Origin of the sequence: Pseudomonas sp. OST1909, assembly GCF_015277575.1 — a bacterium.
GTDB lineage: Bacteria > Pseudomonadota > Gammaproteobacteria > Pseudomonadales > Pseudomonadaceae > Aquipseudomonas > Aquipseudomonas synxantha_A.
This window is the reverse complement of the sequence record NZ_CP063780.1, coordinates 2,532,275-2,555,328: the sequence shown is the minus strand read 5'-3', so window position 1 is coordinate 2,555,328 and position 23,054 is coordinate 2,532,275. Positions and strand designations below refer to the sequence as shown.

General features: G+C 60.0%; 19 protein-coding genes. 10 read left to right on the top strand and 9 right to left on the bottom strand.

Going from position 1 to position 23,054, the window contains the following annotated elements; genetic code table 11:
• Nucleotides 1–97: 97 nt before the first annotated feature.
• The 3 genes from mgtA to IH404_RS11295 all read right to left on the bottom strand — a co-directional run bounded on the left by mgtA (nt 98) and on the right by IH404_RS11295 (nt 4,784).
• Nucleotides 98–2,803 carry a magnesium-translocating P-type ATPase gene (mgtA, locus tag IH404_RS11305; RefSeq protein ID WP_005786974.1) on the bottom strand — a complete coding sequence of 902 codons (2,706 nt, stop codon included), beginning with the start codon at nt 2,801–2,803 and terminating at the stop codon, nt 98–100.
• Between the two features lie 479 nt (nt 2,804–3,282).
• Nucleotides 3,283–3,627: an antibiotic biosynthesis monooxygenase gene (locus tag IH404_RS11300; RefSeq protein ID WP_194440424.1), complete on the bottom strand. Its 345-nt coding sequence runs from the start codon at nt 3,625–3,627 to the stop codon at nt 3,283–3,285.
• A complete protein-coding gene (locus IH404_RS11295; RefSeq protein WP_194440423.1) occupies nt 3,624–4,784 on the bottom strand; it encodes a cytochrome P450 in 1,161 nt (386 codons plus the stop codon). Before IH404_RS11295 ends, IH404_RS11300 begins: the two co-directional genes overlap by 4 nt.
• A 74-nt stretch (nt 4,785–4,858) precedes the next feature.
• On the opposite strand from IH404_RS11295, the gene IH404_RS11290 reads away from it, so the two are divergent.
• Nucleotides 4,859–5,596 (top strand): helix-turn-helix transcriptional regulator, encoded by a 738-nt coding sequence (locus IH404_RS11290; RefSeq protein ID WP_005786968.1) that lies wholly within the window; start codon nt 4,859–4,861, stop codon nt 5,594–5,596.
• Nucleotides 5,597–5,613: 17 nt separating this feature from the next.
• On the opposite strand, the gene IH404_RS11285 is transcribed toward IH404_RS11290, so the two are convergent.
• The 3 genes from IH404_RS11285 to IH404_RS11275 all read right to left on the bottom strand — a co-directional run bounded on the left by IH404_RS11285 (nt 5,614) and on the right by IH404_RS11275 (nt 7,983).
• Nucleotides 5,614–5,958 carry an FKBP-type peptidyl-prolyl cis-trans isomerase gene (locus IH404_RS11285; protein ID WP_005786966.1) on the bottom strand — a complete coding sequence of 115 codons (345 nt, stop codon included), beginning with the start codon at nt 5,956–5,958 and terminating at the stop codon, nt 5,614–5,616.
• Between the two features lie 357 nt (nt 5,959–6,315).
• On the bottom strand, nt 6,316–6,936 hold the full coding sequence (locus IH404_RS11280; protein ID WP_005786964.1) for a hypothetical protein: 621 nt from the start codon (nt 6,934–6,936) through the stop codon (nt 6,316–6,318).
• Between the two features lie 78 nt (nt 6,937–7,014).
• On the bottom strand, nt 7,015–7,983 hold the full coding sequence (locus IH404_RS11275; protein ID WP_019821429.1) for a hypothetical protein: 969 nt from the start codon (nt 7,981–7,983) through the stop codon (nt 7,015–7,017).
• Nucleotides 7,984–8,186: 203 nt separating this feature from the next.
• Between IH404_RS11275 and IH404_RS11270 the strand changes: the two genes are divergently transcribed.
• Together IH404_RS11270 and IH404_RS11265 are read left to right on the top strand one after the other, a co-directional pair.
• On the top strand, nt 8,187–9,683 hold the full coding sequence (locus IH404_RS11270) for a helix-turn-helix transcriptional regulator (RefSeq protein ID WP_194440422.1): 1,497 nt from the start codon (nt 8,187–8,189) through the stop codon (nt 9,681–9,683).
• A 103-nt stretch (nt 9,684–9,786) separates the two neighbouring features.
• Nucleotides 9,787–10,059 carry a DUF1652 domain-containing protein gene (locus tag IH404_RS11265; protein WP_005786957.1) on the top strand — a complete coding sequence of 91 codons (273 nt, stop codon included), beginning with the start codon at nt 9,787–9,789 and terminating at the stop codon, nt 10,057–10,059.
• On the opposite strand, the gene IH404_RS11260 is transcribed toward IH404_RS11265, so the two are convergent.
• A complete protein-coding gene (locus IH404_RS11260) occupies nt 10,022–11,215 on the bottom strand; it encodes an MFS transporter (RefSeq protein WP_194440421.1) in 1,194 nt (397 codons plus the stop codon). The genes IH404_RS11265 and IH404_RS11260 overlap by 38 nt on opposite strands.
• 88 nt (nt 11,216–11,303) lie before the next feature.
• The gene (locus IH404_RS11255; RefSeq protein WP_005786954.1) at nt 11,304–11,612 is read right to left on the bottom strand and encodes an RcnB family protein; all 309 of its coding nucleotides are present in this window, start codon (nt 11,610–11,612) and stop codon (nt 11,304–11,306) included.
• A 268-nt stretch (nt 11,613–11,880) separates the two neighbouring features.
• Here IH404_RS11255 and IH404_RS11250 point away from each other — a divergent pair, with 268 nt between their 5' ends.
• The 3 genes from IH404_RS11250 to IH404_RS11240 all read left to right on the top strand — a co-directional run bounded on the left by IH404_RS11250 (nt 11,881) and on the right by IH404_RS11240 (nt 15,834).
• Nucleotides 11,881–12,438, top strand: coding sequence for an XRE family transcriptional regulator (locus IH404_RS11250; protein ID WP_032803410.1), 558 nt, complete (start codon nt 11,881–11,883; stop codon nt 12,436–12,438).
• An 11-nt stretch (nt 12,439–12,449) separates the two neighbouring features.
• Nucleotides 12,450–13,796 carry a glutamine synthetase family protein gene (locus IH404_RS11245; protein WP_032876747.1) on the top strand — a complete coding sequence of 449 codons (1,347 nt, stop codon included), beginning with the start codon at nt 12,450–12,452 and terminating at the stop codon, nt 13,794–13,796.
• 178 nt (nt 13,797–13,974) lie between these two features.
• A complete protein-coding gene (locus IH404_RS11240; protein ID WP_194440420.1) occupies nt 13,975–15,834 on the top strand; it encodes a DUF3857 domain-containing transglutaminase family protein in 1,860 nt (619 codons plus the stop codon).
• A gap of 123 nt (nt 15,835–15,957) precedes the next feature.
• Here the strand turns inward: IH404_RS11240 and IH404_RS11235 are convergent, their stop codons facing one another.
• Complete coding sequence (locus IH404_RS11235) at nt 15,958–16,851, bottom strand: LysR family transcriptional regulator (RefSeq protein ID WP_194440419.1); 894 nt, start codon at nt 16,849–16,851, stop codon at nt 15,958–15,960.
• A gap of 129 nt (nt 16,852–16,980) precedes the next feature.
• On the opposite strand from IH404_RS11235, the gene IH404_RS11230 reads away from it, so the two are divergent.
• The 4 genes from IH404_RS11230 to IH404_RS11215 all read left to right on the top strand — a co-directional run bounded on the left by IH404_RS11230 (nt 16,981) and on the right by IH404_RS11215 (nt 23,049).
• Nucleotides 16,981–18,648 (top strand): GMC family oxidoreductase N-terminal domain-containing protein, encoded by a 1,668-nt coding sequence (locus IH404_RS11230; protein WP_194440418.1) that lies wholly within the window; start codon nt 16,981–16,983, stop codon nt 18,646–18,648.
• Between the two features lie 91 nt (nt 18,649–18,739).
• Nucleotides 18,740–20,362 carry an MFS transporter gene (locus tag IH404_RS11225; RefSeq protein ID WP_005786943.1) on the top strand — a complete coding sequence of 541 codons (1,623 nt, stop codon included), beginning with the start codon at nt 18,740–18,742 and terminating at the stop codon, nt 20,360–20,362.
• Nucleotides 20,363–20,528: 166 nt separating this feature from the next.
• Nucleotides 20,529–22,478, top strand: a complete 1,950-nt coding sequence (locus IH404_RS11220) for a DNA topoisomerase III (RefSeq protein ID WP_194440417.1) — start codon at nt 20,529–20,531, stop codon at nt 22,476–22,478.
• A gap of 130 nt (nt 22,479–22,608) precedes the next feature.
• The gene (locus tag IH404_RS11215; protein ID WP_005786938.1) at nt 22,609–23,049 is read left to right on the top strand and encodes a CBS domain-containing protein; all 441 of its coding nucleotides are present in this window, start codon (nt 22,609–22,611) and stop codon (nt 23,047–23,049) included.
• Nucleotides 23,050–23,054: the final 5 nt, after the last annotated feature.

The following is a 23,054-nucleotide window of genomic DNA, read 5'->3' as shown; positions in this document are numbered from 1 at the left end:
GATAGCGGCGCGCCAGCCAATGAATCAGGCGACTGATGCACCGTCATCGCGGGCAAGCCCGGCTCCCACAGTTTTTTGCGGTGTTGCATAAAACGTATTACTGCCAGCCAAACTTGCGGATGTAGTAGCCCTTCACCGCTTGGGTCAGCGCCATGTACGCCAGCAAAATCACTGGCAAAAATACGAAGTACAGCGACGGCAGCGCCTGCAATTTGAAGTAGTGCGCCAGCGGCCCCATCGGCAGAAAGATCCCCACCGCCATGATCACGCCCGTCATCAGCATCAACGGCAGTGCAGCGCGGCTTTGCAGGAATGGAATTTTCGGCGTACGGATCATGTGCACGATCAGGGTCTGGGTCAGCAGCCCCACCACGAACCAGCCGGACTGGAACAGGGTCTGGTGGTCCGGGGTGTTGGCATCGAACACATACCACATGAGTGCGAACGTGGTGATGTCGAAGATCGAACTGATCGGCCCGAAAAACAGCATGAAGCGCCCCACCTCCCCCGGCTGCCAGCGTTGCGGCGTGGCGAGCATTTCGTCATCGACGTTGTCGAACGGAATTGCAATCTGCGAGATGTCGTACAGCAGGTTCTGCACCAGCAGGTGCATCGGCAACATCGGCAGAAACGGGATAAACGCACTGGCCACCAGCACCGAGAACACGTTGCCGAAGTTGGAGCTGGCCGTCATCTTGATGTACTTGAGCATGTTGGCGAAGGTGCGCCGGCCTTCCAGCACGCCCTCCTCCAGGATCATCAGGCTTTTTTCCAGCAGGATGATGTCGGCCGCTTCCTTGGCAATGTCCACGGCGCTGTCCACGGAAATACCGATATCCGCCGTGCGCAGCGCCGGCGCGTCGTTGATACCGTCGCCCATAAATCCCACGACGTGCCCATTGGCCTTGAGCAGGCGCACGATGCGCTCCTTGTGGCTGGGTGTGAGTTTGGCAAACACATTGGTGGTTTCCACGGCCTGGGCCAGCTCGGCGTCGGTCATGGCTTCGATGTCGTTGCCCATCAGCAAGCCTTGTTGCGCAAGGCCCACTTCGCGGCAGATCTTCGCCGTGACCAGTTCGTTGTCGCCGGTCAAGACTTTCACCGCCACGCCATGGGCCTTCAGTGCCTTGAGAGCCGGAGCAGTGCTTTCCTTGGGTGGATCGAGAAACGCCACATAACCGATCAACGTCAGCTTGTTTTCATCCGCCAGGCTGTAGGTATCACGCCCGGCCGGCATCGGCTGCGCGGCTACTGCCACCACACGCAGCCCTTCTTCGTTAAAGGCGGCGGTCACTTGGCGAATGCGCGCCAGCAGCTCTTCGCTCAATGCTTCATTGACGTCGCCATGGCGCACGCTGGTGCACACCGACAAAATCTCTTCCACCGCCCCTTTGCAGATCAGCAGGTGCGGCTGATCCCGCTCGGCCACCACCACCGACATACGGCGGCGATTAAAGTCGAAGGGGATCTCATCCACTTTGTGAAACGCGGTGCCGACCTTCAGCTCGCGATGGATTTCCACATGCTCCAGCACCGCAACATCCAGCAGGTTTTTCAGGCCGGTCTGGTAGTAGCTGTTGAGGTAGGCCATTTCCAGTACGTCTTCGGACTCCTGGCCCCACACATCCACATGACGCGCCAGGAAAATCCTGTCCTGGGTGAGCGTGCCGGTCTTGTCGGTGCACAGCACGTCCATGGCGCCGAAGTTCTGGATCGCGTCCAGGCGCTTGACGATGACCTTCTTTCGCGACAAAAACACCGCGCCCTTGGCCAACGTCGAGGTGACGATCATCGGCAGCATTTCAGGGGTAAGGCCCACGGCAATCGACAACGCGAAGAGCAGCGCCTCAGTCCAGTCGCCCTTTGTAAACCCGTTGATGAACAACACCAGCGGCGCCATCACGAACATAAAACGAATCAGCAGCCAACTGACCTTGTTGACACCCTGCTGGAACGAAGTAGCCCCACGGTCAGTCGCCGTGACCCGTTGCGCCAAGGCCCCGAAATAAGTGCTGTTGCCGGTGGCCAGGATCACCGCCGTGGCCGCGCCGGACACCACGTTGGTACCCATGAACAGAATGTTTTCCAGCTCCAGCGGGTTACGGGTTTGGGCGTCCTGCTGATGGGCGAACTTCTCCACTGGCATGGACTCACCGGTCATCGCCGCCTGGCTGACAAACAAGTCCTTGGCGCTGAGCACGCGACAGTCGGCGGGGATCATGTCGCCGGCCGACAACACAATCAGGTCGCCCGGCACCAGTTGCTTGATCGGCAGCTCAATGCGTTTGGCAGCGTCGCGGCGCAGCACCGTCGCGGTGTTGCTCACCATGGCCTTCAAGGCGTCGGCGGCCTTGTTCGACTTGGCTTCCTGCCAGAAGCGCAACAGGGTCGAGAGCACCACCATGGAGAAAATCACCGTGGCGGCCTTCATGTCTTCGGTCAGCCAGGAGATCACCGCCAGCAAGGTCAGCAGCAAGTTGAACGGGTTTTTGTAGCAGTGCCACAGGTGCACCCACCACGGTAGCGGCTGCTCGTGTTCGACTTCATTAAGGCCGTATTGCACGCGCAGCGCGTCGGCATCCTGGGTGCTCAAGCCCTCGGCGTGGCTGCCCAGCACACCCAGCAATTGCACGGCGCTGCGGTTGGCCGACGCCACCAGGGTGTGCGCCAGGCTGGGCGGTACTTCGCGGCTGACACTGGCGTCGGTCACAGTCTCAAGCATCGCCAGACGGCGAAAATGCCGAGCGATATGCCGGGTCCGCAGGAAACCGGCGAAGAACTCTTTAAGCAGCGTGAGGTTCATGGTGTAGCTCCTGCGCGAGGAAAACCGCCGTGCAGGTACGGCCCGTCCACACCGCGCCCGTCACACAGGCACAGCCGAACCTGGCCCGCCCACCGTAAAAGGCAGGCGCGTCCGTAGCATCCAGGCGTTACCCCGGTGCTGGTCAGCGTCGATGAGAGGGATTCAGGCAGGCGCCAGGACGGGCCACTGCCGGGATACCGCTTCTCGCTTTGTGAGGCGAGACAACGGCATCTGGAAAATGCGCGTTACCTTGCCAAGTAGATGCCGGTTACCGAAACCGGCCGACGACTGTCACTCGAACAAGTACCCACTGAGGGTCTCCGCTATTAATGAAAACGCGCGAAGCTTACGCCCCGATGGTGGCCGAGTAAACTGTAGGAAAGTGCCAGCGTGGAGAATACGAAAATTCTTCAGGATGGGTTCAGGTAATGACTCTAGGAGCGAGCTTGCTCGCTCCTAGAGCAGGCGGTGTGCTGCTTTCATTCATGAGCTTGCCTGCTATCGGCCGGCGCTTGGACACGATCTTCGAGACTGTAATCGCGCACTACCTGAGCAATACGCAGGTGGTAGTCAGCAAAAACCTGCCGACGGCCTTCTGATTGAGCTGCTCGATGTAGCTCAAGGCTGCGCCACTGCTGGATTGCTTCCTCGTCACGCCAGAATGATAGCGAGAGCAGTTTTCCAGGTTCACTGAGGCTCTGGAAACGCTCAACTGAAATGAAACCATCGATTTGAGCAAGCAGCGGCTTGAGTTCGGCAGCGAGGTCGAGATAACGCTGGTAGTGCTCCTCGTGCGGCCAGGCTTCAAAAATAACAGCGATCATTGTTGAGTCTCCTCATCACGGCAGAACTGCGGGATACGGCCATTCAGGGAAGGCAAATAACGCCAGCGATAATCACGGGCAGAAGCGTTGGGCTGTCGATGCAAGAATGCCGAAATCACTTCTGAGGCAATAGCCAATGCCAAGGGTTGGCCTGGACATTGATGTCTGCCTGAGCCGAAGCTGAAGGTTCGTCGTTGCGCTCGCTTGAGCAAGAAGCTGTCGGGGTCTGGGTTGGCGCTGGGGTCTCGGTTGGCAGCAGCGAGCAATAATAAAATGGTATCGCCCGCCTCTAAAACGCTGTCGCCAATCGTGCATCGCCTGGCAACAAACCGCCGAGTGTTTTGTACCGGTGAATCGTGGCGCGCGACCTCTGCCACCCACTCAGCGACAAGCGTCGGTGTGGCTTGCATGCCTTCAAACAGCTCAGGCTTACGTTGGAGCGCTATGAGGCTGTTGCCGATCAGCCCGGCGGTGGCTTCGCAGGTCTGTGACAATAGCCCGATCAGATTCGCTATCAATGCATCATCGTCTTCCCAGGCTGAAGCGTCGTAATCGCTATAAAGACGGCCCAACACACCACTACCTTTATCATCGTTATTCAGCAGCGCCTGGAGCATCTGGCTCAGCCGTGCCGCCGCGCAATGGGCTTTACCGAGTTGAGCCTCGTCACTTAACGGCGACAGACAGGCAACAAAATCCCGTGTCAGCTGCGCGACTTCCTGTAACTGGCTGGATGTGAAACCTATCAAAGTCGCAATGACCGAAACCGGTAACGTGAACATCCACTCATTCGGGTTATCGCCCGAGATATCAAATGTCTCCACAACCTGCGCCACGAGGCCTGCGATATTTTGCGTGCCCATCGAGGCCAGGATGGGCTCGATAACCCCGCGCGGGCACTGATGTTGCGCCCCCTCGTTCATGCGCATCAAACGACCGAAAATATGGCCTGCGGCGCCTTGCCCAAGGGCAGCCGGAATCGGCTCGTGCAGTGGACGTACAAGGCAGTCGGGATGTTCCAGAATGGCCTGGACAACGCCGGCGCCACTGGCAATCCATACACCAAGATCTGCATCGAACAACAGTTCCCTTTGCTGCCTGAGGCATGAGTAATAAACGTAGGGATCGACATGAGTAGCGGCTTCAAACGGCGTCATTTTGGCAGTCCTTTTCACAAAGAACGGCTACTATCGAGCAATCGTCACCCCCACAATTCGCTCAGGAACGAAATATGGATTCCCAAAGCAATGACACTGCTGTTTCCCGTGTCGCAGGCGCCATTGCGGAGCCCGCGAGGACGAAAATGCTTTGTTCGCTGATGGACGGTCACGCCCGTACCAGCACCGAATTGGCAGTCATCGCCGACGTCAGCGCATCCACGGCGAGCGCGCACTTGGCAAGGCTCAAAGAGGACGGTTTGATAAAACTGAACACGCAGGGCAGGCACCGCTACTTCAGCCTGGCAGACGCGCACGTGGCCCAAGCTATTGAAGCTCTCATGGTGATCAGCCGAAACGCGCAGACCCAGTTCGTTTCGCCGGCCCCCAGTCGATTGCAGTTGGCGCGGACCTGTTATGACCACATGGCAGGATCCCTGGCTGTACAACTGCACGACTATTTCATCGACGCCGGCTGGTTGAGCATGCCAGTCGCTGGTGACGGTACGTATCAGCTCACCGCAGAGGGCGAAAAAGCGATGACAGGGCTCGGTGTCGAGATAGAAACCGTAAGGGCACAGCGACGTCGTTTCGCTTGCTCATGCCTGGATTGGAGCATGCGCCGCCCTCACCTCGGCGGCGCACTGGGGGCCGCTGTTCTACAAGCCGTTATAAGCCGCAAATGGGTGATCCAGGACCTTGATAGTCGAGCATTGGCCTTGACGCCCAAGGGGCGAAAGGAGCTGTACGGCAGATTTGGGATCACGGTTGAAAGCAAGGAGCTGGAGAAATCAAGCGCCGCCTCCATATGAGGCCATATTCAATCTCTTCAATCATCCCGCGTCAGCACTTCCAGCAGTTCAATCTCGAAACGCAGGTTACTGTTGGGTTTGATATGCGCGCCCATCGAGCGCTCGCCATAGGCCAGGTGCGCCGGTACGTACAAGGCGCGCAGGCCACCAACCCGCATGCCCATCAAGCCCTGGTCCCAACCCTTGATCACGCGACCGGTACCGATCACACACTGGAACGGTTTGCCCCGCTCCCAAGACGAATCGAACACCGTGCCATCTTCCAGGGTGCCGGTGTACTGGGTGGTGATCAGCGCGCCCTTGACCACGGTTTTGCCAGTGCCCAGGCGGATGTCGGTGACTTGCAGTTCGTCGTTGCTCATGGGGGTCTCATTGAAGGGTGAAAGGCTGGGTTTTCCCAGATTCGGCTGGGTTTGGCAAGCGTAGGAACAGTCGGAACAATGACATTTCCCTTTAACTTGAAGGACCCTTGCGAGAGAATCCCAACCGCTTGCGCCGTTCGAATCACGTGGCTAGTCTTCGTTGGTCACTGCCAATTAGATAGCCGTCCGCTGTCAGGCTGCCAACAGCCTCGCCACAGAACCAGCGCCGTACCGCAATCTACTGTGGGAGGGGGCTTGCTCCCGATGGCGGTGCATCAGCCCCTGCATCATTGACTGACACCCTGCTATCGGGAGCAAGCCCCCTCCCACATTTTGATTTGCGTGCAGCCCCGGTTTCTACAACCAATGCCAGAACCGGCTCCAGAAGCCTCGCCCCAACTCATCCTTGCACCCGGCATATTGCCGCGCATACATCTGCGAGCGCGCCTGTACCTTGCTCGCTACCGGCGGCAGCCAGGCTTTGCTGGCGTAGGTGCGCTGGCGATAGCCGCCCCAGCCTTCGTGGTAGTTCAGGTATTGGCCGTAGGCGTCGTATTTGTAGACACCGTTGATGGTGTACGTCTTGTCCATGTACCAGCCGATAAAGTCGATGGCGTCGTCGAAGTCTTCGCGATCAGCACCACTGCGGCCGGTGGCTTTGCGGTAGTCGTTCCACACTTCATCCTTGGCCTGGGCGTAGCCCGCAGCGGTGGACACTCGGCCCCAGGGGATGATCCACAACAGGTATTTACGCGGGGTCTTGGCGTCGTAGCGAAAGCCCGACTCCTGATACATGATCGCAAACGGCACCTGGATCGGCACGCCCCAGCGCTTTTGCGTGACCTTGGCGGCGTCGTACCAGTCATCTTTTTCGCGAAAGATGCCGCACAGGTCGTTGGGCGTGCGTGGCGGCGAGGTGCCGCACGCCGCCAACAGAGAAGTGAGTAATAACAGTCCAACGGCTTTGCCTGCGCTCAAGGGGCACCTTTGCGGGATACGGGTAAAAGGCCAGCATTTTACCCGTTCCCACAGGCGGCGTCCTTGCCGCAGACAGTTTTACGCCAAAGGCACGCGACGGGTAGTCAACGCGATACGACCGATAAAGAAGCTCAAGGCCGCGCCCAACAGCAGCATGGCCAAGGTGCTCCAGGCAGCGCGGGACAATTGCTTGGCCGCCACTTCACCGGCTTCACGGGCTTTTTGTTCAGCCTGTTTTTTCAGCTCATCGACCTTCTGCATGGCTTGCTGATAAGCCTGGGCATAGTTGTCGACAATCTGGGTGGCTTCTTCTTTGCTCTTGCCGGTACGGGCCGCAACGATGTTGACCAGGGCCTCTTTATCCGCTGCATTCAAGGCTGGCTCGCCGGACGCTTTCACGCGTTCAAACCACTGCTTGAGCTCGTCACCGGCCTGAGCAGGGTTGGTCGCTGCATCGGTGGCCGACTGTTTGCCATCGGCAGCCGCCTGGTCGGCTTTTTGCTCAACGTTGGCCGGGTCCAATTCCGCCTTGCCGCTTTGCTTGAGCAAGGTATCGAGTTGGCCTTGCAGGCTGTTCCAGTCCAGCTCGATCCCCTGCTCGTTCAGCTGCTGCTTGATGCTGTTGCCGATCCCCGGCGCTGCGGCCGCAATGCCACTGCCGGCAGCAGACAAGCCTTTACCCACGACGTTGCCGGCAGTGCCGACGACGCTGGAAGCCAAGCCTGCCAACAGCCAGGTGGTCAACAAGGTGGTCAGGGTCCAGGTCAGCACCCCGTGCAGGCCGCCGCGATCCGGCGCCGTACGTCCAGCCACAAACGCACCCAATGCGATGGCGACCAAGGTCGAGACAAACAACCAGATACCCGCACCCGTGCCGAAGCCGCTCAACGGGTTGCCTGCTTCCATCGGGTCAACGGCGCTGGCGCCGATAGCCGTCCCCAACACACTCAACACCAGGTAGGTCACCAGTGCGATTGCACTACCGGCCAATACCGAGCTCCATGACACACGAAATAGCGATCGATTGGTTTCATAGACAGTGGTCATACAAAGGTCCTTTTCAAATTTGGGAGCAAGGCAATACGCCTTGTTGAGTGTGAGTGTGGCGAAACGACATACGTTCAGTCCTGGCCCATATGCACCAGACCGGCTGGTGCATTCGCACTCCCCCCGAGGCAAATTCTCTGCACTATCCTTAAGCCGGGATGTCGTACTCGAATGCACTCAAGCCTCGCCCCCTCGGAGACGTTATGACCCAGGATGTTCTCGCCAAAGAAACCAATCGCCGCCAGTTGCAGCAGATCATTTCCGGGTTGTCCGACGGTGTGATTCTGGCCGAGGTCGACCAGACCATCCTCTGGGCCAATGACGCTGCCTTGACCATGCACGGGGTCAGCGCCGTCGAAGACCTGGGCGCCAATACCGAGGCCTACGCCGAGCGTTTCGCCTTGCGCTATCGCAATAACCATCCTTTACAGCTGGACAGCTACCCGTTAAGCCGCGTGGCCGCTGGTGAAGAGTTCAGCGATGTGGTGGTGGAAGTCACCCCTGCCGCCGACGAGAGTCGCTACTGGGTGCACCGCTTGCGCAGCCTGATACTGTCCGACGCGCAGGGTGAGCCGGAGTTGCTGGTGCTGATCCTCAGCGACGCCACCGAATGGGCGAGCGCCGAGCAACGCTTTGAAAAAACCTTCAACGCCAACCCCGCACCCGCCGTGATCTGCCGCCTCAGCGACCTGCGCTACATCAAGGTCAACCAGGGTTTCCTGGAGATGACCGGCTACAACCGCGACCAGGTCATCGGCAAATCCGTGTATGAACTGGACGTGCTGGAACAGGCCGAGCGCAAAGACCTGGCGATCCAGCGCCTGGGCGAAGGCGCAACTATTCCGCAAATGCAGGCCGAACTGAGATTGCCCGAAGGTGGCAGCAAACTGGTGATTGTCGCCGGCCAACCGTTGGACATGAATGAGGAAGACTGCATGTTGTTTTCCTTCACTGACCTTGAGCCGCGACGCAAAGCGGAAGTTGCCCTGCGCCAGAGTGAAGAGCGCTTCGCCAAATCCTTCCGCCTGACGCCGGTGCCGACCCTGGTGTGCAGCGCCGACAACCGCCAGGTGGTGGATGTCAACGAAGCCTTCATGACCATCACCGGCTACATCAGCGAGGAGTTGCTCGGCAAATCCATCGAAGACATCAACTTTATCGACAGCCCCCAGGCCGGCGCGCAGTTGTTCGCCACCCTGGAAAAAGCCGGCAACCTGGACGGCCAGGACCTCAAGGTGCGCAAGAAAGGCAACGAGGTGATCGACTGCGTGGTGTCAGCCGATACGGTGATCATCCAGGACGTGCCCTGCTACCTGATGGTGCTGATGAACATCACCGAACGCAAACGTTCGGAGCTGGAACTGGTGGCGGCCATCGAGGAAGTCATGCAGGACGCGTCCTGGTTCAGCCAGACCCTGATCGAGAAACTGGCCAACGCCAAGAGCGTCAACAGCCCCAACCTGCCGAATGTCTCATTCACCGACCTGACCGCCCGTGAGCGTGATGTGCTGGGCCTGATCTGCGAGGGCCTGGCAGACAAGGAAATCGCCTCGCGCCTGAAACTGGCGCCCAATACCGTACGCAACCACGTTGCCACGGTGTATTCCAAGCTGGGGGTGCACAGCCGCAGCGCGGCCATCGTGTGGGCCCGTGAACGTGGGCTGTTCGCCGGTGAATTGCGCCTTAAAACCAAACCCTGACCCTTGCAAATGCACTAGTTCACCTAGTGCGAATTCGCCTTATGGCGCGAGGGTGCACGCCATAACCTTCAAGGGATCGTATTTATGCCTTGAAGGAACCTGCATGTTTACCCTCTCTCAACTGCGCAACTGCATCGAAGAAGGCCTGTCACCGCTGACGTGCGAATTCACCCTGTGCCGGGATGCGTCCCTGACCCTCAAGGTCTACGACGCAGAAACCGGCCGTGTCGACCTGGTGGTTACCGGCATCAGCACCAACCGCCTGCAAACCCCCCAGGAAGTGGCGAAGATGGTGGATGAGTTACGCTACGAACTGCAAAGCAACAACGTCGGCAAGCTCACACTGGATGATTTGCCTTCATCGCCGCTCCCATGAAATAGAACACCCCGCCGCCAACGATAAACGCCCCCAGCATGTAGAACATGTAGTGGGCCGGCAGGCTGGCCAGCACCAGACCACACAGCACCGGCCCCAGCGCGGCACCAAGATTGGACAAGTTCTGCGCCCCGTAATACATGCCCCGCAGGTGGTCCGGGGCGATTCGGTCGATAAACATGTACTCGGCCGGGAACACGATGATTTCCCCTACGGTAAACACCGCCATTGCCAATACCCACCACAACACGCTGGTGGACAGCGCGAACCCGATCAACCCCAGCATGAACATGCTCAAGCCCGCGATCAGCCACTGGCTGAGATAGCGATGCGAGATGCGCCGACCAATCAGGTACTGCAAGGCAATCACCAGCACGGCGTTGGTGGTCAGCACTGCGCTGATCACGGTGTAGGTGTATTCGGCGGTGGTGGTGGTTACCAGGTATTGAGACAGGTAGGCCGTGAACTGGCCGAACACCACCGCACTGAGCAAACCGCCGAGGGTGAAACACACCAGGCGACGATCTTGCAGCAGCACGCGGGCGACGGCCAGAAACGGCACCGGTTTTTGCGTGGCATCCACAGTGGCCAAGGTGCGGTCGCCCCACCGCCAATACAGCAGGAAAAAACCGAGCCCCAGCAGTGCCGACAGAATAAACGGCAGGCTGATATCCAGCTTGGCCACCATCGCCCCGAAGGCCGGCCCCACGGCATAACCGATATTGGTGAGGGTGTATTTGATGGAAAACACTTCACTGCGTGCGTCTTCGGGCAGCAGGCTGGCGAAACCGGCTTTCACCGCAATGTCGATGACCGCGTAGGCCAGGTTGATCAGGATCAGGCAGCCATAGAACGCCCAGATATCCTGCGCCAACAGCGTGCCGATAAATCCCAGTACAAACACCAGGCTCAATGCGAGCAACAGCCGATAGCTGTTGATGCGGTCGACCAGGAAACCGCCATATACGCTGAGCAGCGAGCCGACGATCAGCGAACTGCCGATCACCAGGCCAACCTGGGTAATGTCCAGGGCGAAGTGGCTGGTGAGGTAGATCACCAGGTAGGGAAAGGTGATGGCCTTGGCCAACGTCAGCAGCAAGGTGGCGCACAGCAGCAGGTTCACGGTGCGCGGGTAGGTTCTTATTGTGGCAAGCATCCTGCTTCTTTCCTGTGAAGGTAACGCGACCATTGCGGTCGGTTACCTTAACGCATGAACCACGAAACGAGCAGGTGGCCCGGCAGAATTATTTCTTGACCGGCGTAATCTCCAGGATGGTGCCGTTGGTGGTCTTGAGCAGGACGTACTTGTCGCCTACACGCGCCCATTGGCTCTCATCCTCAGGCTGTTTGAGGCCGCGCTTTTTCCAGTCTTTAATCGCTGATTCCTCGCGCATCAACATGTCCGGGGCGCGATCACCCTCTTTCAAATCACGGGCGTTGATGTTTGAAGGTTGCACGGTTTCCTGAGGGGTATCGCCGGCTTGCACTACAGCGCTGGCGGTGGAAAAGCTGGCAGCGACCAGCAGGCAAGCGGCTAAGGTTTTCGACTTCATGGGTGCTCCTTCAATTAATGGTGCGTACCCAGGTTCCGACCGCGGCGGCGCAGAATCATTCAGCCCGCTCAGTTTCCCCTGTGGCCAGCTCGGCCTTGCTGACCCATACAGTCCGGCCAACAATTGTCCCAATCGATCCGCATCCGATCGCGTAGTACAGCCCTGCAGCTCCTGTCCCAGCGAGAATAAATGCGCTTTGAGTTCCACCCCGATTGCCTCCATGAAATTAATCCTGTAATTTTTCATGAAATTATTCGAACTAAATTTCATGAACCAGCAACAAGAACTCGCCACTCTCGCGACCCTGATCCATGACCTGCGCAAGCACAAGAAACTCACCCTGGCGCAATTGGCGCAAAAGATCGAGCGCTCGGTGGGTTTTCTGTCCCAAGTGGAACGCGGGTTGTCGCAACCCACCGTCGCCGACCTGACCGCCATCAGCCACGCCCTCGATGTGCCCACCACCTATTTCTACAGCCTGCCCAAACCCAAAGCGGTGGACTGGGTGACACGCCCCAACGAGCGGCGCACGGTGTATTACGCCAATGGCATCACCGATATCCTGGTGTCGCCGAGCATGAACGGTGCTTTCTCGATGCTCGACAGCTTGTTGGCCCCCGGTGCCAACAGCGGCGAGCAAAGCATGAGCGATCGCGCCGAGCAGGCTGGCTTTGTGCTGGAGGGCGAGCTGACCCTGTGGGTTGAGGGTGAGCCCGATGCAGTCACCCTCTACGAAGGCGACAGTTTCCACCTGGCCAGTTTCGCCCACTGCCGCTACGCCAACCTGACCGACCTGCCCGCCCGCGTCCTGTGGGTTTACAACTAGGAGCTGCACCCGTGAAAAGCCCATCTGCAACGTTGCTGGCCGAAGTACGGACCTTTCGCCAGAACCACCCCGACGTGCGTTATGTCGACCTGATCGCCCTGGATATTCCCGGGCATTTCTACGGCAAGCGCTACCCGGTGGAGATGCTTGAAAAAGTCGCCGCCGGCAGCCCGTTGAAGTTGCCGCAGAACGCGGTATTGCTGGGGGCTCAGGGCGGGTTGTTCAAGATTGGCGACTACTGCTTCAACGACGGTGACCCGGATGCCAATCGCCGCCTGGTGCCGGGCACATTGAAGCCGGTTAGCTGGGAATCGCAGCCCTTGGGGCAAATGCTCATCACCTCGGACGGCACCGCAGCGCCGATCGAATTCGAGCCCCGCGAAGTATTGGCCAAGGTGCTGGAACGCTTGCAGCACAAGGGCATTCACCCGGTGGTAGCGTTTGAGCTGGAGTTTTACCTGTTCGATAAAAAGCTCGACAACGGCCTGCCGCAATTTGCCCGAGACCCGCTCAGTGGTGACGCCGACGACCAGCCCAACCTGCATATCGAGCGGCTCTCGCGCTTCAGCGAAGTGCTCGACGACATGGCGCAAACCGCCCAGGAACAGGGTATCGACATCACAGTGATCACGGCCGAGATTGGTCCCGGCCAGTTCGAGATCAACTTTGGCCACTGCGACGACGGCTTGCGCGCCGCCGACTGGGCCGCATTGTTCTGCCGCAGCACCCGGGGCGTGGCACTCAAGCACGGTTACCGCGCCAGTTTCATGGCCAAGCCCTACCTGCAATTTCCCGGCAGCGGCATGCATGTGCATGTCAGCCTCTACGACGCGGCGGGCAATAACCTGCTTGCCGCCCATCAACAGCAACCGCTGCGCCACGCCGTGGCCGGTTGCCTGGAGCTGCTGCCGCATTGCATGCCGATCTTCGCGCCCAACCACAATGCCTTGCGCCGCCTGGGTGGCACCGTCAACGCCGCCACCCGCGCCAGTTGGGGCTTTGAAGACCGTGACGCGTGCGTGCGCATCCCCGAGTCCGACCCGCGCAACCTGCGGATCGAGCACCGCCTGGCCAGCGCCGACGCCAACCCCTACCTGGTGCTGGCGGCGATCCTGATGGGCCTGGAGCATGGGCTTGAGGCCAAGCGCGAGCCGATCACATCGCTGAACGAAGACCGTAACAGCGGTACCGATTTCCCGGTGGAGATGCTCGACGCCGTGCGCGCCATGCAGCAGCAACCGGTAGTGCGCGACAAACTGGGCGCGGAATTTGTCGATGTATATTGCGAGAACAAGCGCCAGGATCACTTGGCTTTCCAGCAAGAGATTCATGCGCGGGAATATCGCTGGTTTCTTTAAAAACCGCCGAAACCGACTGGCAAAAAACCTGACTTAAATCAAAGAAAGGCTCTAGCACGGGCCTTTCAGACGGATAAATTGTCGAACAATCCTGGCTTTTGCCGTTGAGACACATTATCATCCGGCGCCTTCTCGCTACCCGCCGGGTAGCTGTTTCAATGTGTCACCCGAGGCGCCCATGTACCGTTTTTCGTTTCACCGCCCTTTGATTGCCATCAGTCTGGGGCTAGTTTCCCATTCCGTCAGCGCTGCCCTGCAACCTATTGCCGAAGCGCCGCTGGCCAACGACACCGAATTGCACTGCCACTTCAACCGCGACGCCAGTACCGACTGCACCACCACTTACCGCTACACGATCCTCAAGCCCAACGGCCGCGAAATGCTTTCGCGCATCGACTTCGATTACTCCGAAGGCGATACCTTTGAGGTGATCAGCGCACAGTCCACCCAGCCTGGCGCCAAGCCGGTCCCCCTGGCGGCCACGCAAATCGACACGCGCAGCGCGCCCAACCCCGACCAGGGCTTCAGTCGCGACAAACAAACCTCCCTGGCCTTCCCCAACTTGCGCGTGGGCACAAAGATCCGTTACACCGTACGCCAGCACTACCCGGCCAAACCGCTGATGACCCAGTTCCATTACGTGCTCAAGTTCGGTCCCGGCGCGGCCCGCCGTGACCGCTTCAAGGCGCGCTTTACCGCTGAACGCCCGATCCAGTGGCGCAGTGAAATGTTCGACGCGTTCAACGTGACCCCTTCGAGCAACGGCAAGACCCTGGACGTGGCGCTTAAAGCCCCGATCTACCTCAACTACATCAATGAATCCTCCGCTGCCGCCCTGCTACGCATCCCACGCCTGGAAGTCGGTAGCGCCGTGGAACGCCAGGCTTACTTCGGTGATTTCGCCCAGCGTTACAACCAGATTCTCGGCGCCAACCTGCCGGCGCAAGCCGCCGCCGCCGTGGCCGCCGCACGCAGCCTGGCACCGGCCGAGCAAGTGGCTGCGCTAATGCAGCACATCAATGATCACTATCGCTACCTGGGTGACTGGCGGGCCAGCGAGCGTGGTTATGTGCCATTCAGCCTGGCGGAAATCGAGCAGCATGGCTACGGCGACTGCAAGGACCTGGCGACGCTGCTGACGGCCATGCTCAAGGCCAGTGGCATCAAGGCCGAGACCGCCTGGGTGAGCCGTGGCGATGTGGTTGATGCCTTGCTGATTCCGGGTACCCAGGCGCCTAACCACGCCATCGTGCGTGCCGAAGTGGCTGGCCAGGTGTGGTGGCTTGACCCGACCAATCCGGTCTTCGCCCCCGGCCAGATCATGCCCGACATTCAGGACCGCTGGGTGCTGGTCAACGACGCCCACGGCCAGGTGCGCGAAGAGCGCATCCCGCTGGAACGCCCCGAAGTCTCGATCCGCCTGGACAAACAGGTGCAGTACGGCAAAGAGGGAGATGGCGCGGTGAAGGCGACGATCACCTTCAGCCGCCTGCCGCTGATGCAAATGAGCGTTGCCGACCGCCAGCAAGGCACCACCGCCACCGACCAGAATATCTGCGCCAACTTCGGCAACGACATCAGCGACTGCCAGATCACCCGTGAACCTACCGGCTTTGTGGTGCATGACGGTTACAGCGTCACCGCGCGCATGAATGATCAGCGCGCCCTGGAAAAACTGGCCAATGACTATGTCTACACCGACCCGTCGTTGAAAGACCGTTGGGAGGGCTACATCAACTATCGCCGCCAGGGGCAGCAGGCCGACCTTTACCTGGGCAACCCGGAAACCTACGACTACACCTACACCCTGACAGGCGGGAAGATGGAAAAAGCCATCCCCGGCTGCACAGTGCGCTCGCCCTGGTACGACCTGGACCTGGACGGAAAACTGCAGGATGGCTCGCTGCGCTACCACTATCGCCTGAGCCAGAAGAAACGCTGGCTGACCCATGCTGAAGTGGCCAGTGATGCGTTCGGCAAGATGATTGACGAGGCTCGGGCGTGTGCCGAGCAGGTGCATCAGGTAGTCAAGCTCTAAAATCAAACTCAGATCAAATGTGGGAGCTGGCTTGCCTGCGATGGCGGCGGGTCAGCTTGCACATGAGTGACTGATACACCGCCATCGCAGGCAAGCCAGCTCCCACCTTTTAGTCCGTGTGTGTCAGCGGGATTCGCCGAGTAGCAAACGCTGCTCCCGTGCACACAACTCCACCACATAATCCCACAACACCCGCAACCGCACCGACTTGTGCAACTCCCGACGCGAGCTGATCCAGTAGCTGCGCTGGATGCTCTCTGCCGGCAGCAACGGCACCAAATCCTTGTCGCCCGCCGCCATAAAGCATGGCAACACGGCAATGCCCAACCCCGACCGCGCCGCCTGGTGCTGGGCGATCACGCTGGTGCTGTGGAACACCACCTTGGGGTTGCGACAGAAGCTGTTGAGGAACTTCAGTTCCTGGCTGAACAGCAGGTCATCGACGTAATCGATCCAGGCATGGGCGGCGAGGTCTTCGCGCTTTTCGATCGGCGGGTTGCGCGCAAGATAAGCGCGGCTGGCATACAGCGCCAGGCGGTAGTCGGTGAGTTTGCGTGTCACCAATTGATCGACGCTGGGGCGTTCCAGGTGGATGCTGATCTCCGCTTCGCGATTGAGGATGCTGACAAAACGCGGTACGGCCACCAGCTCCACTTCCAGACCTGGGTAACGCTCGAACAACCCGCCCATGCGCCCGGCGAGGAACATCACGCCCAGACCTTCGGCCACCCCCAGTCGGATCTTGCCCAAGGGCGCGGCTGAGTGGGTGAGTTCGTCTTCGGCCAGCAGCGCCACGTTCTCCATGACTTCGGCATGTTTGAGCAGCGCCTCGCCCGCGGGTGTCAGTTCGTAGCCTTGGGCGTGTTGCACAAACAGCGCGGTGCCGAGGCTTTTCTCGATGGCCTCGATATGCCGGGCCACGGTGGCATGCGTGGTTTTCAAGCGTTGCGCGGCGGTGAGCAGGCGGCCACTGCGCTGCAACTCGAGAAAAAACCGCAGGTCATTCCAGTCGAACATATCGCCTCCATTGCCTGAGCCCGGACCGCGCTGTTTAAAAACGCACAGCAGCTGGGTAAAAACTAACATTTTTAAGACGAAAACTAACAACTAGGATGGGGTCAACAAGAAAAACAAGCGAGCCCCCAGATGCCCATTGCAACTGCTGAATACGATTACATCGTGGTCGGCGCCGGCCCCGCCGGTTGCCTGCTGGCCAATCGTTTGTCCGCCAACCCGGCCCACCGCGTCCTGCTGCTCGAAGCCGGTGGCCGCGATAATTACCCCTGGATCCACATCCCCGTCGGCTACCTGTTCTGCATCGGCAACCCGCGCACCGACTGGTGCTTCAAAACCGAAGCGCAGGCCGGCCTGCAAGGTCGCGCCCTGAGTTACCCACGGGGCAAAGTGCTCGGCGGCTGCTCGTCGATCAACGGCATGATCTACATGCGCGGCCAGGCCCAGGACTACGACGGCTGGGCGGCAGCAGGCAACCCGGGTTGGGCCTGGAACGATGTGTTGCCGCTGTTCAAACACAGCGAAAACCACTTTGCCGGTGGCTCGGAATTCCACAGCGATGGTGGCGAGTGGCGCGTCGAGCAGCAGCGCCTGTCGTGGCCAATCCTCGATGCGTTTCGTGAGGCGGCAGCCCAGATCGGCATCGCCAACATCAACGATTTCAACCAGGGCGACAACGAGGGCTGCGGCTACTTCCAGGTCAACCAGAAGGCCGGGGTGCGCTGGAATGCGGCGAAGGCATTTCTCAAGCCGATCCGCCAACGCCCCAACCTGACTGTGTTGACGGAGGTGGAGGTCGACCGTGTGCTGCTGGAAAATGGCCGAGCCTCCCAGGTTGTCGGGCGCCAACACGGCCGACAGCTCAGCTGGAAAGCGCGCAAGGAGATCATATTGTGCGCCGGTGCCGTCGGCTCACCGGGCATTCTGCAGCGTTCCGGGATCGGCCCCACCAACGTGCTCAAACCGTTGGGCATTGATGTGGTGCATGAACTGCCGGGCGTGGGCGGCAACCTGCAAGATCACCTGCAACTGCGCCTGATCTACAAACTGGAAAATGCACGTACCCTGAACCAGATCGCCGGCACGCTGTGGGGCAAGATGGGCATGGGCCTGCGCTACCTGTACGACCGCAGCGGTCCGCTGTCGATGGCGCCAAGCCAGCTTGGCGCATTTGCCCGCTCCGGGCCGGAGCAGACGTCGGCCAACCTTGAATACCATGTGCAGCCGCTGTCCCTGGAGCGCTTTGGCGAACCGTTGCACGGCTTCCCGGCGTTTACCGCATCGGTCTGCGACCTGCGCCCGCAAAGCCGCGGCCGCGTGGATATTCGCTCGGCCAACCCGGCAGATGCCCCGCTGATACAACCCAACTACCTCAGCCACCCCGAGGACTTGCGCGTGGCCGCCGACGCCATCCGCCTGACCCGGCGCATCGTCGCCGCGCCCGCCTTGAGCCAGTTCAAACCGGTGGAATACCTGCCTGGCGATGCGCTGCAAACCGAAGCACAACTGCACGAAGCCGCGGCACGCATCGGCACCACCATTTTCCACCCGGTGGGCACCTGCCGCATGGGCGATGACAAGGACGCCGTGGTCGACAGCCAACTGCGTGTGCATGGCATTCCCGGGCTGCGCATTGCCGATGCGTCGATCATGCCGCGCATCACCTCCGGCAATACCTGCTCACCGACGCTGATGATCGCGGAGAAGGCCGCGCAGTTGATCCTTTCACCGAACACTGTAGGCGCGAGCTTGCTCGCGAAAAACCCACCCGCACCGCGCACCGCAGGGCACCCCGCGTAATCGTTAACGGTATATGAAGTTGAAAAACAGCGGCGCTGAGGTTGGCGCCGACAGTGGGACAACAATAAATAATCACTGTGAGGGACACCCAATGTCAGAACATGCTCAACCCCTGGGCTCGGCGGCCAGTGCAAGCACTGCCAACGAATCAAGAAAAGTCATCTTCGCCTCGTCCCTGGGGACGGTGTTCGAGTGGTATGACTTTTTCCTCTACGGCGCCCTGGCGGCGGTGATCAGCAAGCAGTTCTTTGCCGGGGTCAACGACACCACTGCGTTTATCTTTGCCTTGATGGCCTTCGCCGCAGGCTTCGTGGTGCGCCCGTTCGGAGCATTGGTGTTCGGCCGCCTGGGCGACATGATCGGGCGCAAGTACACCTTCCTGGTCACCATCATTTTGATGGGCGTGGCAACCTTCTGCGTCGGGCTGCTGCCGACCTACGCCAGCATCGGCATTGCCGCACCGATCATCCTGATCGTACTGCGTATGTTGCAGGGCCTGGCGCTGGGCGGCGAGTACGGCGGCGCCGCCACCTATGTGGCCGAACATGCGCCACCCGGCAAGCGCGGCCTGCATACCAGCTGGATTCAATCCACCGCCACCCTCGGCCTGCTGCTGTCGTTGCTGGTGGTGCTGGCCTGCCGTTACTTCACAGGCGATCAGTTCGAAGTGTGGGGCTGGCGCATCCCGTTCCTGTTTTCCATCGTGCTGCTGGGCATCTCGACCTGGATCCGCATGAGTCTGCACGAGTCGCCGGCCTTCCTGAAAATGAAAGAGGAAGGCAAGGCCAGCAAGGCGCCGATCCGCGAATCGTTCGGTAAATGGGAAAACCTCAAGGTCGTATTGATCGCGCTGTTCAGTATCAACGGCGGGCAGGCCGTGACCTTTTACGCGGCGCAGTTCTATGTGCTGTTCTTCCTGACCCAGTTCCTGCGCATGGACCCGGCCCTGGCCAATATGTTGCTGATCATCAGCGTGGTGATTGGCGCGCCGTTCTTTATCCTGTTTGGCTGGCTGTCGGACAAGGTCGGGCGCAAGCCGGTGCTGATGCTCGGCCTGCTGCTGGCGACCGCGCTGTACTTCCCGATCTTCAAGGGCCTGGCGCACTACACCAACCCAGCGATGGACCAGGCCAGCCGACAGGCGCCGATTACCGTGCTGGCCGACCCGGCCACCTGTACTTTCCAGTTCGACCCGGTGGGCAAGGCGCGTTTTGACAGCCCATGCGACAAGGTCAAGACCTTCCTGGTCAAGCAGGGCCTGCCCTACAGCAGCGCCGCCGCTCCGGCAGGCAGCCCGGTGCAGGTGAGCGTGGGTGATGTGCGCATCGACGGCTTTGACGAGGCGGCACTGCGTGGCGCCGTGACCCTGGCCGGCTACCCGTCTTCGGCGGACGTGGCCCAGGTCAACAAGGTGATGGTGGTGGTGCTGATCGTCGTGCTGATCCTGATCGCGGCCATGTGCTACGGGCCATTGGCGGCGCTGATGGTGGAGCTGTTTCCGACGCGTATCCGCTACACCTCGATGTCCCTGCCCTACCATATCGGCAACGGCTGGTTTGGCGGGTTCCTGCCGACCGTATCCTTTGCCCTGGTGGTGTACACCGGCGATATCTTCTATGGCCTGTGGTATCCGGTGGTGGTGACTGGGGTGAGCTTGATCGTCGGGTTGTTCTGCCTCAAAGAAACCCGGCATGTGGATATCGATAACAACTGAGTTCGTTTGAACACCGAAGATCCCTTGTGGGAGGGAGCAAGCCCCCCTCCCACATTTTGGTTGTTGTTGCTCACACATATTGCTGTACATCCATACAGATAATGGTTGCTCAAATCCTTCTGACTAAGCATCCTGCAAGGCATCAACCCGATCTGATGTGATGACCATGCGGCTGTACCTCTGTGAAAAACCCTCCCAGGCCAAGGATATCGCGGCCGTGCTCGGCGCCACGCGCCGCGGCGACGGCTGCTGGCTGGGCAACGGGGTTACTGTCACCTGGTGCATCGGGCACCTGTTGGAAACCGCCCCGCCCGACGCCTACGACGCCAAATACAAACGCTGGGTGCTGGCCGACCTGCCGATCGTGCCGGACAAATGGAAGATGCTGGTCAAGCCCAAGACCGCCAGCCAGTACAAGGCGGTCAAGCGCTTGCTGGGGGAAGCCCAGGAGCTGGTGATCGCCACCGATGCTGACCGTGAGGGCGAGATGATTGCCCGTGAACTGGTGGAGCATTGCCGCTACCGTGGGCCGATCCAGCGGCTGTGGCTGTCGGCACTGGACGAGGCCTCCATTCGCAAGGCCCTGGCGGCGCTCAAGCCGGGTGCCGAAACCTTCAGCCTGTATCACTCGGCCCTGGGCCGCTCCCGCGCCGACTGGCTGATCGGCATGAACATGAGCCGCCTGTTTACCCTACTGGGGCGCCAATCCGGTTATCAGGGCGTATTGCCGGTAGGCCGGGTGCAAACCCCGACCCTGCGCCTGGTGGTGGACCGTGATCGCAGCATCGCCGATTTCGTACCGGTGGCGTATTGGGCCATTGATGTCGACCTGCGTCACGAAAGCATGACCTTCACCGCCCAGTGGCGCACCAATGAAGATGCCTGCGATGATCAGGGCCGTTGCCTCAACCCGCAACTGGCGCGGGACGCTGCCGACGCCATGGGCAACGCGAACGCGGCGCGGCTGGTAAAGCTGCGCACCGAACGCATGCGCGAAGTCGCGCCCCTGCCCTTTGACCTCGGCACACTGCAGGAAATCTGTTCCAAAAAGCTCGGCCTGGGCGCCCAGGAAACCCTGGATATTGCCCAATCCCTCTACGAAACTCATAAGGTCATCACCTACCCGCGCAGCGATTGCGGCTACCTGCCGTTGAGCCAGCACAGTGAGGCGCCAAAGATCCTCTCGGCGCTGGGCCGTGCGGATGCGGCGGTCAACGAATTGATGCCGCACATCGACCCTCAACGCCGCTCGCGGGCCTGGAACGATGCCAAGGTCAGCGCCCACCACGGCATCATCCCCACTGGGGCGGGCAAGGATTTAAGCCAACTGACCGGCAAGCACCGTGCGGTCTACACCTTGATACGCGCGCGCTACCTGGCGCAGTTCCTGCCCAACCATGAATACGACCGCACCCAGGCAGATTTCGACTGTGCCGGCCAGGCGTTGCGTGCGGTGGGCAAGGTCATCATCGAAGCCGGCTGGAAACGCGCATTGCCCGAGGCACTGGCGCCCGCCAAAGGCCGTGAAGCGCCCGCGCCCCAGGCCTTGCCGACGCTGGTGCAGGGCCAGGACTACGCCGTGGCCAAGGTCAACCTCAAGGACCTGTGGACCCAACCGCCCAAGCCCTTTACCGAAGGCGACCTGATCAAGGCGATGAAAAACGTCGCCAAACTGGTGCAAGACCCGCTGCTCAAGCAAAAGCTCAAGGACACCACTGGCATCGGCACCGAAGCCACTCGCGCCGGGATCATTCAGGGCTTGCTGGACCGCGGTTACCTGGTGAAAAACGGCAAAGCCCTGTCGGCAACTCCAGCCGCGTTCAGCCTGATTGACGCGGTGCCCCGCGCCATTGCCGACCCAGGCACCACCGCCATCTGGGAACAAGCGCTGGACATGGTGCAAAGCGGCGAAATGAGCCTGGAAGAATTCGTTGCCAAGCAGGCGGCGTGGATGAGCAAGCAGGTGGCGCGCTGTAACGGTATGCGCATGACCATCACCGGCCCCGCCAGCCCGGCAGGTCGAGGTGCCACGCCCTGGAAGAAGAAACGCAAGAGCGCTCCACGCAAGGCTGCGGCCAGTCCAAAGCGCACAAAGAAACCGACAACTGTGGGCTAGAACACGTAAAAATCCGGCAAATGACGTTTTTCGACAGGTTTAACGCCGCTTTGGGTCTTGCCCTGCCGCAGGCCGTCTAGGATTCTTTAGGGGACCCTGACTACCTAAAAACAACACCGGAGTGGCCGCCATGAAAACCGTCGCACAATTGCTCAAAGCCAAGGATCAGAAAAACCAGGACGTCCACACCATTCAATGGGACCACACGGTGTTCGAAGCGCTGGTGCGGATGTCTGAGAAAAACGTCGGTGCCTTGCCAGTCGTCAAGGAAGGTGTGGTCGTAGGGATCATCAGCGAGCGTGATTACGCACGTAAACTCATTCTCAAAGGCCTGTCGTCGGTGACCACTCGGGTCGACGATGTTATGAGCTCTCCCGTCATCACCGTCGACACCCATAAAAGTGTCGAGGAATGCATGAACATCATGACGGACAGTCACCTGCGCCACCTACCGGTGGTCGAAGACGGCGAACTGTTGGGCCTGCTGTCCATCGGTGACTTGGTGAAGGAAGCCATCGCCGAACAGGCTGATCTGATCAAACAGCTGGAGCAATACATCCGCGGCGAATAGGAGAC

What these genes read in the sequence shown, in the direction of transcription:
- IH404_RS11300 (WP_194440424.1), bottom strand. Translation starts at nt 3,627, where the DNA reads ATGATCGCTGTTATTTTTGAAGCCTGGCCGCACGAGGAGCACTACCAG.
- IH404_RS11275 (WP_019821429.1), bottom strand. Translation starts at nt 7,983, where the DNA reads ATGACCACTGTCTATGAAACCAATCGATCGCTATTTCGTGTGTCATGG.
- IH404_RS11220 (WP_194440417.1), top strand. Translation starts at nt 20,529, where the DNA reads ATGCGGCTGTACCTCTGTGAAAAACCCTCCCAGGCCAAGGATATCGCG.
- IH404_RS11265 (WP_005786957.1), top strand. Translation starts at nt 9,787, where the DNA reads ATGTTTACCCTCTCTCAACTGCGCAACTGCATCGAAGAAGGCCTGTCA.
- mgtA (WP_005786974.1), bottom strand. Translation starts at nt 2,803, where the DNA reads ATGAACCTCACGCTGCTTAAAGAGTTCTTCGCCGGTTTCCTGCGGACC.
- IH404_RS11270 (WP_194440422.1), top strand. Translation starts at nt 8,187, where the DNA reads ATGACCCAGGATGTTCTCGCCAAAGAAACCAATCGCCGCCAGTTGCAG.
- IH404_RS11295 (WP_194440423.1), bottom strand. Translation starts at nt 4,784, where the DNA reads ATGACGCCGTTTGAAGCCGCTACTCATGTCGATCCCTACGTTTATTAC.
- IH404_RS11215 (WP_005786938.1), top strand. Translation starts at nt 22,609, where the DNA reads ATGAAAACCGTCGCACAATTGCTCAAAGCCAAGGATCAGAAAAACCAG.
- IH404_RS11235 (WP_194440419.1), bottom strand. Translation starts at nt 16,851, where the DNA reads ATGTTCGACTGGAATGACCTGCGGTTTTTTCTCGAGTTGCAGCGCAGT.
- IH404_RS11290 (WP_005786968.1), top strand. Translation starts at nt 4,859, where the DNA reads ATGGATTCCCAAAGCAATGACACTGCTGTTTCCCGTGTCGCAGGCGCC.
- IH404_RS11285 (WP_005786966.1), bottom strand. Translation starts at nt 5,958, where the DNA reads ATGAGCAACGACGAACTGCAAGTCACCGACATCCGCCTGGGCACTGGC.
- IH404_RS11255 (WP_005786954.1), bottom strand. Translation starts at nt 11,612, where the DNA reads ATGAAGTCGAAAACCTTAGCCGCTTGCCTGCTGGTCGCTGCCAGCTTT.
- IH404_RS11250 (WP_032803410.1), top strand. Translation starts at nt 11,881, where the DNA reads ATGAACCAGCAACAAGAACTCGCCACTCTCGCGACCCTGATCCATGAC.
- IH404_RS11225 (WP_005786943.1), top strand. Translation starts at nt 18,740, where the DNA reads ATGTCAGAACATGCTCAACCCCTGGGCTCGGCGGCCAGTGCAAGCACT.
- IH404_RS11260 (WP_194440421.1), bottom strand. Translation starts at nt 11,215, where the DNA reads ATGCTTGCCACAATAAGAACCTACCCGCGCACCGTGAACCTGCTGCTG.
- IH404_RS11240 (WP_194440420.1), top strand. Translation starts at nt 13,975, where the DNA reads ATGTACCGTTTTTCGTTTCACCGCCCTTTGATTGCCATCAGTCTGGGG.
- IH404_RS11230 (WP_194440418.1), top strand. Translation starts at nt 16,981, where the DNA reads ATGCCCATTGCAACTGCTGAATACGATTACATCGTGGTCGGCGCCGGC.